Origin of the sequence: Nocardiopsis alkaliphila YIM 80379, from assembly GCF_000341005.1 — a bacterium.
Lineage (GTDB): Bacteria > Actinomycetota > Actinomycetes > Streptosporangiales > Streptosporangiaceae > Nocardiopsis > Nocardiopsis alkaliphila.
The window spans coordinates 1-14,234 of record NZ_ANBD01000091.1 but is presented as its reverse complement, the minus strand read 5'-3'; the positions used below and the strand labels follow the sequence as shown (position 1 = coordinate 14,234).

Here is a 14,234-nt window from a genome sequence, read left to right as displayed (position 1 = left end):
TCGTGCTGTGTCATGACGGCCCCTGTCAGGTAATCGTCGAGTGGTGGCCTGGCCACCTGGGGGGTAGTTGGTTGTTTACCAACTGGCCAGGAGGAGCGTCAATGATCTTCGAGGTGGGGCGTGATATCGCAACGCATTCGACTCCTCACTCTGTGAAGCACGTGTTTCCTGGTGCTCAGGGGAACAAAGTGCCTGACCGAAACCGGACTCCGATTCGCGGTGAATAAGAGAATTCCGCTACGGTTCCCGCCATGATGGGGCACTCTCACGCGCTGAGCGGCGTGGTCGGTTGGATGGCGGTCGTTCCGCTGATCCAGGGCAAGGAATTCCTCGCTCTCAGCTTCGAGCTGGGTCCGGGCGAGATCGTCGCCGGTTCGTTGGTGTGCGCGGGGGCCGCCCTCCTGCCCGACCTGGACCACAAGAGCGCGACGGTGACCAAGACCTATGGCAAGGTCACCGAGGTCCTCAGCGACATCATGAACTGGGCCTTCGGTGGGCACCGCATGGGCACGCACTCGTTCTTCTTCGCCGCTTTGATGGGCGTGGTGGTGACGCTCCTGGCCTTGTGGTCCGAACTCGCCGTGCAGGTCTTCGTGTTCTTGCTCATCGGTATCGCGCTCCAGGGCCTGGGTTTCGGCCTGGACAAGAACCGGGCCGCGTCGGGCATCATCAACGCCCTGGGCACGGCGGCGATCACCCTGGGGCTGTACACCGCCGGCCTCGACTACACCTGGTTGGGCCTGGCGGTCGCCTTCGGCGTGATCCTGCACTTCTTCGGTGACATGATCACCAAGATGGGCGTACCGATGTTCTGGCCGTTCTGGAAGAAGCGCATCGGTCAGGGCCAGGGTTTCGCCACCGACGGTCCCGTGGAGAAGAAGGTGGTCACCCCACTGCTGACGGTCGGTGTCATCGTGGGTGCGATCTACCTGTTCGACTGGCCCGCTCTGCTGCCCCAACACTGACGGTGGTGTTCGCTCCAGGCCCGCGCCGAGGACTCGGCGCGGGCCTGTGGGCTCTTTCGGTGGAGGCCTTCTACTCTGGTCCGGTGACTCGAAGCTCAGAGGGCCTCAGCCCTGAACTGCACTCCTACATCGTTGCCCACAGCGAACCGGTCGACCCCGTCCTCGCCGATCTGGCCGAGGAGACCGCCCGGCTCTTCCCCGACCACAAGGGCATGCAGATCGGCCCCGAACAAGGGGCCTTCACCACCCTGCTCACCCAACTCTCCGGAGCCCGAAGCGTGGTGGAGATCGGCACCTTCACCGGATACTCCTCGATCTGCTTCGCCCGCGGTCTACCCGAGGACGGCACCCTCCTGGCCTTGGACATCAGCGAGGAATGGACCTCGGTGGCCCGCCGCTACTGGGAACGTGCCGGGCTCTCGGACAAGATCGACCTGCGGATCGGCCCCGCCTTGGACTCGCTACGGGCCCTGCCCGACGACACGAGGTTCGACCTGGCCTTCTTGGACGCGGACAAAACCGGTTACGTCGACTACTGGGAGGAACTGGTCCCTCGGATCCGTCCCGGAGGCCTGCTGTTGGCCGACAACACCCTTTCCCACGGGCGGGTGATCGATCCCGAACAGACCGCGCCCTCCGTGCGGGGCATTCGTGACTTCAACGCACGTGTGACCTCCGACGACCGTGTGACCCAGGTCCTGTTGCCGATCGGTGACGGCCTGACACTGGCCCGCAAGCACTGATCGGTTCCCAGCGGCACGGACCCCCGACTTCAGCCGTGAGGAGGAAGCCGAAGGGGCGGCTCTGTGGAGAAGGGTCGTCCACGGAGCCGAGGGTTCTCCCGGCGAGAACACCACGACTTGGGTAATGTCCGGTGCCATGCGCCTGCTGCACACATCGGACTGGCACCTGGGTCGTTCCTTCCACCGGGAGAACCTCATCGACGCCCAGGCCGCTTTCCTGGACCACCTCGTCGAGACCATCCACACCGAACGGGTCGACGTGGTGGTGGTCGCCGGCGATCTATACGACCGTGCCCTACCACCGGTGGACGCCGTTCGCCTGTTCGACCGGGCCTTGGGCCGTATCCGCGAAACGGGTGCCCGAGCCGTGTTGATCAGCGGTAACCACGACTCCATGGCTCGCATGGCCTTCGCCACCGACCTGATCGACGCCGCCGGAATCCATCTGCGCAGCTCCCTGGACGGGGTGGGCACACCGGTGGTCATCGAGGACGAACACGGCCCGGTCGCCTTCTACGGCGTCCCCTACCTGGAACCGGAGATCGCTCGCCACCACTGGAACCTGTCCCAACGGGGTCACCCCGCGGCCCTCGGGCACGCCATGGACCTGGTCCGAGCCGACCTCGCCGAGCGTCCCGGCACCCGTTCGGTGGTGCTCTCCCACTCCTTCGTCACCGGCGGCGAGGGTTCCGACAGTGAACGCGACATCTCGGTGGGCGGTGCCTCGCACGTACCGGCCTCGATCTACGACGGGGTGGACTACGTCGCCCTGGGTCACCTGCACGGCCGGCAGACCATCACCCCCACGGTGCGTTATCCGGGCAGCCCGCTGGCCTATTCCTTCTCCGAAGAACACCACCGCAAGGGCTACTGGCTGGTGGAACTGGACGCGGGCGGATTCGCCGGCGCCGAATTCGTGGACGCGCCGGTGCCACGCCCCCTCGCCAGGATCCGCGGCCGAATCGAGGACCTGCTCACCTCCGCCGAGTGGGAGCGTTACACCGGCCACTGGCTCCAGATCACCCTCACGGATCCGCGCAGGCCCGCCCGCCCCATGGAGCGACTGCGCGAACGCTTCCCCCACGCCCTCCTGTTGGAGTTCGCCCCCGAGGGTGGAGCCCCCGACCGGCGTCCCGTCACCGGTGCCATCGCCAAGCGTCCCGAACGCGACGTGGTCATCGATTTCGTCGAATGGGCCAGGGGCGCCCCCGTCACCCCGGACGAGCGCGAACTGGTGGACCGGGCCGTCGAAGAGGTCCGTCTCCAGGAAGGGATCCACTGATGCGCCTGCACACCCTCACCATGACCGCCTTCGGGCCCTTCGCCGGGACCGAGCGGGTCGACTTCGACCGCCTTGGCCAAGGCGGGCTCTTCCTCGTGCACGGACCCACGGGCGCGGGCAAGACCTCGGTGCTGGACGCGGTCTGTTTCGCCTTGTACGGCAGTGTCCCCGGGGCACGCAGCAAGGACCGCTCCCCCAAGAGCGACCACGCCCCCGCCGACCGGGAGCCGGAGGTGACCCTGGAGTTCACCGTTCAGGGCCGCCGGGTCCACGTCATCCGCAAACCCCGCTGGGAGCGCCCGAAGAAGCGCGGCAGCGGCACCGTCACCCAGAACCAGAAGGTGGTCGTCACCGAACTGCTGGAGGGCACCTGGCAGGGGGTCACCACCCGCCCCGATGAGGCCGGACAATTCGTCGGTGACCTGTTGGGGCTCACCCTCACCCAGTTCTGCCAGATCGTCATGCTGCCCCAGGGCGACTTCGCCCAGTTCCTGCGGGCCAAGTCGGACGACCGCCGCAAGTCCCTGGAACGGATCTTCAACACTCGCGTCTTCCGGGACGTGGAGGAGTGGTTGGGTGGACACACCCGCAAACTGGAACGCCAGGTGCGCTCCGCGGAAGAAGCGGTACGCGAGGTCGCCGGGCGGATCGCCGAGGCGGGTCGTTCCGCCATGCCCCAGGACCCGGATGAGGTGACCGCTTGGGCGGCCGAACTGGCCACGGTCACCGCCGCCACCGCCCGTGACGCCGAAGGCCTCACCATGGAGTTCACGCTGGCCCGGGACCGGGCCCGGGAGGAGCTCACCACCGGGCGTGCCCTACACCGGCGGCGTGAGCGGTTGCACGAGGCCCGCGAAGGGCTGGCCCGACTGGAGGAACGTCGCCTCTGGCGTACCCGGACCACCGAACGCCTGGCCGCCGCCGAACGCACCGACGCGGTCCTGCCGTTCCTGCGTGCCCGCGACCGCCGCCGTACCGAACTGGACAAGGCCGAACTGGCCGTCACCGACCGACTGGCCCTGGTGGACGGGCTCACCGACGTGGACGCGTCCGGCACGGACGCACCTGGCAAGGTCGATGCGCTGCGCGAGGCCGAACGGGGGCGCCGCGACGAACTGGTCCGTTTGGAGTCGTTGCGTGAGGACGCCGAACGCCGGCGTGACCTCCAACGTGAGTCGGCCGACCTCGACCGGCGGATTCGAGCCCTGACCTCGAAGATCGAACAAGCCCGGGAGCACACGCGAGTCCTCCCCTCCCAGGTGGAGACGGTCGAGCGTGAACTGGACCGGGTCCGCGAACGCGCGGGGCTGGTGGAGGCCGCTCAGGAGGCGCTGGAGCACGCCCAGGACCGGCACCGTGCCGCCATCGAACACCAGCGGCTCACCGACGGGCTGGAACGGGCCCAGGAGTTGCGACGCGCGGCCGTGGACACCGCTCAGCGGGCCCGCGATCGCGCCCAGGAACTGCGTGAACGCAGGATCGGACACATGGCGGCCGAACTCGCGGCCGGCTTAATCGAAGGCGATCCATGCGCGGTGTGCGGATCCACCGAACACCCCCGCCCCGCCCGCCCCAGCGAGGAGGGGCTGGTCACCGCGGAGGAGGAACGGGCCGCCCAGGCCGAGGCGGACCGGGCGGCCACACGTCGCTCCGAGGCCCAGAGCGAGGTCCTGCGGCTACAAGGACGGTTGGAGACCGAGGCCAGGGTCGCACAGGGCCGGACCACCACCGAGGCCGCTCAGGAGGTCGAGGCCGGACGCACGAAGTTGGCTCGGGCACGAGCGGCCGTCGACGATCGTGAACGGCTGGAGCAGGAACTGACACGGCTGCGCGACGACCTGCACCACGCCCAGGGGCAGGTCACCGAGCTGACCCGCCAGGAGGGCGAATTGGCCGCCCGACGCCATGGCGCGGCCACCGAACACGAGCGGCTGACCAGCCTGCTGGATCAAGCCCGGGGATCGGATCCCGGTCTGGTCGAACGGATCTCCCGCCTGGCGAACGAGGCCGACCTACTGCGCGGGACGGTCGAGGCGATGGAACATCGTGCTCGGTCCGTCGAGGAACTGCGCATGGCCCGTGCCGAGGCCGAGAGGGCCCGTGCCGAGGCGGGGTTCACCGATGAGGCCGAGGTGCTGACCGCGACCTTGGACGAGTCCGATCGCGCGGACCTACGCAAGCGAGCACGAGACTTCGACGACCGGTGGGCCGCGGCCCAGGCCCTGCTGACCGATCCCGACCTGGTGGCCGCCGGGGAACAGGATCCACCGGACCTGGTCGCCTTGGAGGTGGCGTCCACCACCGCCGAGCGCGCTGCCGATCGGGCGGTGGCCTGGCAGGGCATGCTCACCGAACGGGCCCGTCGCCTGGCCGACCTGCGCGTCGAACTGCGCGACCGTATGTTCGGATCCGAACCCTTGCTGCGCCGGTATTCGGTGGCTCAAGGGTTGAGCACCCTGGCCGCGGGGACCTCCCCGGACAACATCGACAGCGTACGACTGTCCGCCTACGTGTTGGCGGCCCGGCTGGAACAGGTGGTGGCGGCCGCCAACGACCGGCTGCTGACCATGTCGGACGGCCGGTACGAGTTGCGGTACACGGTGGACAAGGCCGCCGGAGACGGCAGGTCCCGCTCCGCCGGTGGTCTGGGGATGCGTGTGGTGGACTCCTGGACCGGGGTGGAACGCGACCCGGCCACGCTCTCGGGTGGGGAGACCTTCTTCAGTTCGCTCGCCCTGGCCTTGGGGTTGGGCGACGTGGCCACCGCCGAGGCCGGAGGTGCCGAGATCGACACCCTGTTCGTCGACGAGGGTTTCGGCACCCTGGACGAAGACACCCTCGAAGAGGTCCTGGAGGTGTTGGACCGGTTGCGTGACGGTGGCCGAGCCGTGGGAGTGGTCAGCCACGTGGCGGACCTTCGCCGGCGGGTGACCAGTCGACTGACCGTGCGCAAGGGTCCCTCGGGTTCACACGTGCAGCACCACGGATGATCAGGGCTTTTCAAAGCCTTCGCCTCGTCTGGACCGGCACCGCCACCTCCATCGTCGCGCATCGGCACCCCGGGACGGGGCACCGGCACGACGGTGGGACAATGATCAGCGTGAATTCGCTGGTCGACATCGCCGTGTACGGAATCGGGGGCGCCATCCTGGTGGCGGCCCTGCTCGGTCTGCTCCTCGTGCTCTCGGGAAGCTCTCGTGGGGCCTCCCCTCGACTGCTCACCGTGTTCGGGACCGCTTCGATCGTGCTCTGGATCGTTCTTCCGGCGTTGGCCGCACTGAACGTGATGTCCGCCGGGGCCGGCTTCTGGGTGGGTTTGGCCGGCGCGAGCACGGTGGCGGTCGTGATGTACGGCGTGAACGCCGCCATGCTGCCGCTGGTGGCCCGGCGTCAGGCTCTGATGAGTGGTCAGGCCAAGCTGACCGGAATCCGGCCGACCCCCTCGGTACTGCTCGGTGGGTTGGTCGTCTGCCTGGCCATGGCCCTCCTGGTGACCGGGGTGATGGCTTTCCTCTCCTGAGCACGACTTTCGCCCCGTGACCGTTTTTTCGACCACGGGCCCCCTGCACGACGACCCTTGGCGACTCGGTGCCGGGGTCCCCACCGGGGAGCCCCGGCACCGACGCGTACGGCCCGTTCCTTCGAGCCGGCACCGACGAGGCCGATGAGGGGATGCTTCTGACGGCGAGGAGGTCGAGTGCCGGCGCCCCTGTCCAAGGCCGCGGCCCCTACCTCCGAAAGAGGTAGGGGCCGGGTAGGACGGACCGGTTCAGCCCCGTTGTTCGCGTGAGCGACGATCGAGCTCGGCGAGGTAGGCGTTGTAGGCGTCCATGTCGGCGTCGTCGGAGCCGTCACGTCGGCTGTGCCGTTCCCGTCGGCGCTCCTGACGTTCGTCGTCACGTGACCACTGCACCACCAAGGCCATCATCACCATGACCGTGGGGATCTCGCCCAGTGCCCAGGCCACACCACCGCCCGCGTACTGGTCCTCGATCGGGTTCTCCATCCAGGGGATGGTGAACCGACCGTAGTACTCCATCGCCATGGGCGCGGTCTGCTCCATGATGGCGATACCGAAGAAGGCGTGGAAACCCATCGCCACCAGCAGCAACAGGATGCGCAGTAGGAACGGGACCTTGCGCGGGGCCGGGTCGACGCCGACGATCACCCAGTAGAAGAGGAAGCCCGAGACGAGGAAGTGCACGCCCATGAGCAGGTGACCGAGGTGGTCGTTCATCAACGCCGGGAACAACGGTGTGAAGTACAGGGCGTACGGGCTGAGCACGAAGATCGGAGCGGCCACCGCGGGGTGGGTGACGATCTTCGAGTAGCGGCTGTTGAGGAAGGCGTTGAGCCACTCGCGCGGTCCCCGGTCACCCCGTTGCCCAGCGGGCCGCAGGGCACGCAGGGCCAAGGTGGCCGGGGCGCCCAGCACCAACAGGATGGGGGTGACCATGGCCAGCACCATGTGCTGGATCATGTGCGTCGAGAACATGATCATCGCGTAGGTCGCGAAGCCGCTGAGCTGGACCACGACGATGGTCAGCAACCCTAGGAGGAAGGAGGCGGTGCGCCCGATCGGCCACTTGTCTCCCCGCTTGATCAGGCGATACACCCCGCCCAGGTACAGCCCTCCGGCGACCAGCACGAACATGATGAAGAACAGGTCCGGGCGCCACAGGGTGAGCAGGTTCCGCAGATCCATCTCGGGCGGGATCGGAAAGCCCAGGATGGCCGCGGCCGGGTCGACGGTGCTCTCCAGCGGAGGCGGCGGCGCCGTACGGCCCAGCCCCACGGAGACACCGATCACCGCGGCCATGATGAGGATCTCGACCCCGGCCAGGCGCAAGAAGTTCCAGCGGCGGAAGGTATACCCCTCCTGACCTGCGGGGGCCTGTTCGATCCTTCCCACCGCCCACCTGCGGTGAGCGTAGCCGAACACCCCAAGGGCGCCGAACAGAACGATCTTGACGACGATGATGAGCCCGTACTCGGTGCCGAACAGGTCGTTGATCGAGGAGAGACGGGCCAAGGCGCTGGCGGCACCACTGATCGCCACACCCACGTAGGCCCACAACGCCATGCGGCTGAACCGGTGCGCGGCGGTGGCCGGCGCCTCGCCATCGGTACGTACCGCGTGATAGGTGACCGCCACCAGTCCACCCACCCACACGCAGATGGAGATCAGGTGCAGGGCCAACCCGGTGACGGCCAACTCGTGGGACCCCGAGGAGGCGGAGTGCCCGGTCAGGGCGGGCGGGGTCACCGCGGCCAGGGAGGCGATGAGCAACCACAGACCACCGGTGGCCCCGGTGGTGGTGCGGCCGAACAGCGCGATGCCCGTCGCGAGGAGGATGACGGACATCAGGGCGATGCCGCCGGAGACCGAACCGGCGTAGGCGGTGACCTCGTCGATGCTCACCTGGCCCATGGGCTTGGCGAGGAACTCGGAGGCCTGGAAGTACAGGGTGGCGACCGCGGCCAAGGCCCAGAGCAGGGACGCCCAGGTGGCGGCGCGCACGTACCCGATGGCCTGGTCGGACAGGCGCCCCTTGAAGGAAGGCAACAGCAGGACCGCCATGAGCAGCAGCCCGATGGTCATGACCGCGCCGACGTCCATGACGGTCTTGGCGATGGGCATGCCCCAGCGCACGGCCTCACCGGCGTCCGGCAGGCCCGGGATGACCTGGGCGAAGACCGAACCGCCCAGGACGAGCGTGGCCCCCAGGGCGAGGGCGCACACCAGTACGGCGATCAGGGTGAAGAGTCCGACGATGTCCGTACCGGGGCCGCGATCGGCATCGATCGGGTGTTCCTTGAGTGGGGAATTGTCGTTGTGTGCGGGAGAAGCCACGTGCCACTCCGTCGTCGAGTTCGTACAACTGGCAGGTCAGGGCCCTTGGTCGTGATGGCCACCGCACTGCTGTCACGTCGGGGTCCGGCAGGGGCCTTGCACGGAGGAACACCTCGACCAAGGTTAGTCCGTTTACTACACAGTGTCGGACTCGCCCTCGAGTGGCCACCCCCGCAAACTCGAAAGCCGCCGCCGATAGTGACGTTTCCCCCATGCCGAGGTGGTCCACGCGATACGCTCGGAGCCGCCACCGCATCCCCTCCTCGGCATGAACGCGCTCAGGCGCACGAAGGGGAAACGATGCCCGATTTCGACACCGTCATCCGTTCCACACGTGTGGTGGTCCCCGACGGGATCCGATCCGCCGACGTGGCGATCCGCGAGGGCAGGATCGAGGCGGTGCTGCCCCACCGATCCCTCGAGGCACCACAACGCGCCTTGGAGGTCGTGGACCTGGGGGAGAGTGCGCTGCTGCCGGGAGCGGTCGACCTCGGTACCGGGGTACACGCCCCCGGACGAACACTGAGCGACTCCTACCACCAGGCCGGGGTGGCCGCCCTGCGCGGCGGGGTCACCTGCCTGGCCGTCGCGCCCGCCCCCGCCCGGCCCGCGATCACCTGTGCCGACTCACTCCGAATCCACCGGCGCGCGGCCGCCGGGACCGCGGCCTCCATCGTCTTCCTGGGCGGGGTCGACCAGGGCACCGGTCCCTTGGACCTGGCCGACCTGCAGGCCGGTGGCGTGGTGGCGTTCCAGGCCTCCCTCTCCGACGGGGGCGCCCCGGACATGGCGGCGTTGAGCGACTCCCGGTTGCGCAAGGCCATGGCGGAGATCGCCGCCTTGGACTCCCTTCTGCTGGTGCACGCCGAGGACGCCGGCGAGCTCGGTGCCTCGCCGGTCGCCGCGGACCAGCGCCCGCCCCGAGCCGAACGTCGAGGGTTGGAGCGGGTGATCGCCGCCGCCCGGGTGGTGGGGGCGCGCACCCACGTCGGCCCGTTCACCGCGGCCGAGTGCGCCGCCCTGTTGTCGGCGGCCGACGCGGTCGGTGTGGAACTGGGCGCGCACACCTGTGCGCACTACCTGTGCCTGTCCTCGGAGTTCCCCGGCCCCGACTCGCCGGCGCGGGCCTGTCGGCCGCCTCTGCGTTCGGACGCCAACCGCAAGGCGCTGTGGAGCGCGCTGCTGGAACCCGAGTCGGCGATCCATACCATCGGGTCGGGCCATCTGCCCACCCTCGGTCTGTACACCCTGCGGTGGAACCTGACGGCGTTGTGGACCGCCGCACGCCGACGCGACCTGTCACTGGCACACCTGGCTCGATGGGCCGCCCAAGGCCCCGCCGACCTCCTGGGGTTGACTCGGGGACGTATCCAGGAGGGCTTCGAGGCCGATCTGGTCGCCTTCGACGACGCGGCCACCACCTTGGTTCCGCCGACCGATCCCGGCCCCTACGCGGGGATGCGGTTGACCGGTCGCGTCGAACGGGCGTGGGTGTCGGGTCGAGGAGCACGGTGCTGAACCCGTGTCCCGCTCCGCGCGCCGAACTCGGACCCTGTCAGCATGGTCGCTGAGCGCCATGCACATTGGCGATGGCGCACGGGCGCCTTCGCCGATCACGGTGTGGAGGTGTTCATAGGCGATACCGACCAGGAGGACAACGTGCGCATCGGCGTGCCCCGTGAGATCAAGAACCACGAGTACCGAGTGGCGATCACCCCCGCCGGGGTACACGAACTGACCCGTCGCGGTCACGAGACCTTCATCGAACACGACGCGGGCCTGGGGTCCTCCATCACCGACGAGGAGTACCGGCGGGCGGGCGCCACCATCTTGGACACCGCCGACCAGGTATGGGAGACCGGTGACCTGATCCTCAAGGTCAAGGAACCGGTCCGGACCGAATACCACCGGATGCGCGAAGGGCAGACCCTCTTCACCTACCTGCACCTGGCCGCCTCCCGCGAGTGCACCGACGCCTTGTTGGAACGCGGGGTCACCGCCATCGCCTACGAGACCGTTCAGCTTCCCGACGGTTCCCTCCCCCTTCTGGCACCCATGTCCGAGGTGGCCGGGCGACTGGCCCCCCAGGTCGGCGCGGCCGCCCTGCAGCGTCCCAACGGCGGCCTCGGTGTCCTGATGGGTGGGGTGCCGGGCGTGCGTCCGGCCCGCGTCACCGTGATCGGCGCCGGTGTCGCCGGGCTCAACGCCGCGCAGATCGCCGTGGGCATGGGTGCCGACGTCACCGTGTTGGACCTGAACGTCGACAAGCTCCGCCGGTTGGACGAAATCTACCGGGGCCAGGTCAAGACCGTGGCGTCCAACGCCTTCGAGGTGGAGTCGGCGGTCCTGGAGTCCGACATGGTGATCGGCGCGGTGCTCGTCCCCGGCGCCAAAGCTCCAAAGCTGGTCTCCAACGACTTGGTGTCCCGGATGCGCTCGGGCTCGGTCCTGGTGGACATCGCGGTCGACCAGGGCGGCTGCTTCGAGGATTCCCGTCCCACCACCCACGACGATCCCACCTTCACCGTGCACGACACCGTGTTCTACTGCGTCGCCAACATGCCCGGTGCGGTTCCCAACACCTCCACGCACGCTCTCACCAAGGACACCTTGCACTACACCGTGGCGCTCGCGGACAAGGGCTGGAGGCGGGCCTTGAACGATGACGCCTCCCTCGCGCAAGGGCTCAACACCTTCGCCGGGGAGGTGGTCTACGCACCGGTGGCCGAAGCGCACGGGCTCAAGCACCGTCGACTGTCCGAGGTGCTCGCCGACTGAGAGTCGACCGACGAGTGGTGTGAGGAAGGGGCCGCCATGATGGGTGCCCCCTCCTCGCCGTCCGGGTGAGCGATCCCACGCGCGGCCCTTTCGGTGGCGAACGAACCCGTCCTTGCTCGTCCAGGACCCGTCTTACCTGGGTACCTCTCCCCATCGAGCAGGGCGCGCGGGGTGGTCGGCCAGGTCGGGCGGCGGTACCGTCGAAGATGGGTCCTCCCAACGACGGGCCCGAGCCCGTGGCCCGAACAAAGGTGGGACTGTAGTGACACACGCCGGAGCGGTGACCGTGACCCGGATCGTCGAACTCGAACTGGTACGGCTGCGACCGTCCCTGGCCGGGCGCGATGCCGGCGGTACGGTCCCGGTACTGGTGCGGGTGTCCGACGGAAGAGTGAACGGCTGGGGCGAGGTCCCTCGAACCACTCCCGAACAGTGGGAGGCGCTGGCACGAACCTTCGCCCCCGCCCTCCTCGACCATTCCTGGCGCAGACCGACCGAGGTGATGGAGGCCTTCGCCGATCTGCCCTGGGACCCCGCACTGGTGGGAGCTTTGGACACGGCGTGCTGGGACCTGTGGAGTCGGCAGCGTTCCACTCCGTTGGCGCACGCTCTGGGCGGGTCGCGCACCGCGCTCACCGCCGGGGCGACCTTGCCCCGGCAGGTCTGTCTGGAGTCGGTGATCACCGAGGTGAATCGGCAGGTCGGCGCGGGTTATCGGCGGATCAGGCTGGAGATCGAACCGGGCTGGGACACCGATGTGGTCCGCGCGGTGCAGACCAGCTTCCCCTTCCTCGTCCTCCAAGTGGACGCGGGAGGCCGCTATACCGAGTCCGAAGCGGACCTGGACGCGCTCCGCTCCCTGGACGGCCTGGGCCTGGTGGCCATCGAGGACCCCTTCGACCCCGAGGACCTGGGCGCGCACACCCGTTTGACGGCCGAACTGCGCACCCCGGTGGCACTGCATCGTTCTCTCACCTCGCTGGAGGACTTGAAGGCGGCGATCCGCGCCGAGGCGGGTGGTGCCGTCAACGTCGATCCGGTCCGGTTGGGCGGGCTGACCTCGGCCCGGCGAGCGGTGGACATGGCCGCGGACGCGGAATGGCAGGTGTGGTGCGGCTCCCCGGCGCGTACCGGAGTGGCTCGCGCGGCGACGGTCGCCTTGGCATCGTTGGCCGGAGCGAACCTGCCGGTGGAGATGCCCCGTGCGGGTGCGCGTGGTCGAGACCTGATGATCCCGCCGGTGCGCGCGCACGACGGTGTGGTGCCGGTGCCGCTGGCCGGGGTCGGCTTGGGACATGAGTTGGACCCGGCGACCCTGTCCGGCTTTACGGCGTGCACGCTATTGCTGGGTTCGACGCAGGCCGTGGACCCCGGCACCTCCCAAGGTCGGGGGGGCGACCCCACATAACCGAACACTGTTAGGTACAGTGGCGCTCACCACAGGGTCCCGACGAGCGGGCCCGACCCTCAACCGAACCGTGGAGACGTGGTGCGCGAATTCGCCGACATCAACGAGGTCATCGCCGCCCAGGGTGAACATCTGGGCCACACCGACTGGGTGACCATCGACCAGGGCCGCATCGACAAGTTCGCCGACGCGACCGAGGACCACCAGTGGATCCATCTCGACGCGGAACGTGCCGCCGAGGGCCCCTTCGGTGCCACCATCGCGCACGGCTACCTGTCACTGTCCCTGCTGGCCCACTTCTCCCAGCAGACCTTCAAGATCACCAAGAAGCCCACCATGTCCATCAACTACGGATTGAACAAGGTGCGCTTCCTCCAACCCGTGGTCGTGGGCTCGCGCGTACGCGACGCGGTGGAACTGCTCGAGGTCAAGGAGACCCCCAAGGGGTATTTGCTCAACGCCCGGCACACCGTGGAGATCGAGGGTCAGGAACGCCCCGCCCTGGTCGCCGAGAGCCTCGGCCTCTGGGTTCCGTGACCGACGACGACCCTGAACGTCCCTGTGCCGCTCAGCGCGCGATGCGGCGCAGGACCCTGCGGCCCAGCCCAGGGGTGAACCAGCGCAGCTTGCGTTCGGCCCGTTCGGCCCGGAGGCGCATCCGGTCACCCTGGGCCGTGGCCTTCTCGAGCCGGGCCCGCAATTGCGCCACGGATTCCTCCGGAGCGTCCGTTGAGGGCGTGCCCTCCAACTCGGCCTCCCCCGGCCCCAGGGACGTCACGATGCCTGTGGCGGGAATCCAGTGGATGCCGAAGACCTCCTCCACCACACGGTCCAGTTCCTTGCCCCGGGCCTGAGGGACCAGGTGCCGGGCCCGGGCGTAGGCGCAGGTCCGTTCCAGACGCAACACACCTTCGCCCGCACGGAGCGCTCCGGGAAGCGGCGCACACAACAACCCCGCCCCAGACCGGTCACAGGACCGGACCAGTTTGGCCAAGGCCTCCGTCGTCGGTGGTGGGCCGGCCTCCAGATACAGGCGAAACGGCACCCGCGCGTCGATCCGAGGAACCGATTCCACGAACCGCACCCGAGGATCACCCCGGAAGCTCTCCTGCGTCAGACGTAGATCGAGGTACTCCTCCTCCAACGGTCGGCGGCGTCCCTCGTGCAGCCTCGACCACGGTCCCACCATCCACAAACGCAGATC

Annotated in this window: 10 protein-coding genes and 1 pseudogene; 9 read left to right on the top strand and 2 right to left on the bottom strand. The window is 68.6% G+C overall.

The annotated features are described in order from the left end of the window. The first annotated feature begins 251 nt into the window (after window positions 1–251). The 5 genes from D472_RS0113610 (at window position 252) to D472_RS0113590 (ending at window position 6,510) form a co-directional block, all read left to right on the top strand. Entirely contained in the window at window positions 252–965 is a 714-nt protein-coding gene (locus D472_RS0113610; RefSeq protein ID WP_017605038.1) for a metal-dependent hydrolase, read from the top strand. Between the two features lie 83 nt (window positions 966–1,048). Then, entirely contained in the window at window positions 1,049–1,708 is a 660-nt protein-coding gene (locus D472_RS0113605) for an O-methyltransferase (RefSeq protein WP_026117669.1), read from the top strand. Window positions 1,709–1,832: 124 nt separating this feature from the next. Continuing rightward, window positions 1,833–2,990 (top strand): exonuclease SbcCD subunit D, encoded by a 1,158-nt coding sequence (locus D472_RS0113600; protein ID WP_017605036.1) that lies wholly within the window; start codon window positions 1,833–1,835, stop codon window positions 2,988–2,990. Continuing rightward, window positions 2,990–5,980, top strand: coding sequence for an AAA family ATPase (locus D472_RS0113595; RefSeq protein ID WP_017605035.1), 2,991 nt, complete (start codon window positions 2,990–2,992; stop codon window positions 5,978–5,980). Before D472_RS0113600 ends, D472_RS0113595 begins: the two co-directional genes overlap by 1 nt. Window positions 5,981–6,081: 101 nt before the next feature. Further along, a complete protein-coding gene (locus tag D472_RS0113590; protein ID WP_017605034.1) occupies window positions 6,082–6,510 on the top strand; it encodes a hypothetical protein in 429 nt (142 codons plus the stop codon). Between the two features lie 249 nt (window positions 6,511–6,759). On the opposite strand, the gene D472_RS0113585 is transcribed toward D472_RS0113590, so the two are convergent. Next, on the bottom strand, window positions 6,760–8,844 hold the full coding sequence (locus D472_RS0113585) for a cytochrome c oxidase assembly protein (RefSeq protein ID WP_017605033.1): 2,085 nt from the start codon (window positions 8,842–8,844) through the stop codon (window positions 6,760–6,762). Between the two features lie 300 nt (window positions 8,845–9,144). Between D472_RS0113585 and D472_RS0113580 the strand changes: the two genes are divergently transcribed. From D472_RS0113580 to D472_RS0113565, 4 genes are all read left to right on the top strand, one after another. Next, the gene (locus D472_RS0113580; RefSeq protein ID WP_017605032.1) at window positions 9,145–10,362 is read left to right on the top strand and encodes an amidohydrolase family protein; all 1,218 of its coding nucleotides are present in this window, start codon (window positions 9,145–9,147) and stop codon (window positions 10,360–10,362) included. A 141-nt stretch (window positions 10,363–10,503) separates the two neighbouring features. Further along, a complete protein-coding gene (gene ald / locus D472_RS0113575) occupies window positions 10,504–11,622 on the top strand; it encodes an alanine dehydrogenase (RefSeq protein ID WP_026117668.1) in 1,119 nt (372 codons plus the stop codon). A 262-nt stretch (window positions 11,623–11,884) separates the two neighbouring features. Continuing rightward, window positions 11,885–13,030, top strand: coding sequence for an enolase C-terminal domain-like protein (locus D472_RS0113570; protein ID WP_017605030.1), 1,146 nt, complete (start codon window positions 11,885–11,887; stop codon window positions 13,028–13,030). Between the two features lie 81 nt (window positions 13,031–13,111). After that, window positions 13,112–13,567: a MaoC family dehydratase gene (locus tag D472_RS0113565; RefSeq protein ID WP_026117667.1), complete on the top strand. Its 456-nt coding sequence runs from the start codon at window positions 13,112–13,114 to the stop codon at window positions 13,565–13,567. 31 nt (window positions 13,568–13,598) lie between these two features. Here D472_RS0113565 and D472_RS0113560 read toward each other — a convergent pair. Continuing rightward, a pseudogene (locus D472_RS0113560) lies at window positions 13,599–14,234 on the bottom strand (glycosyltransferase family 2 protein); the annotation flags it as partial.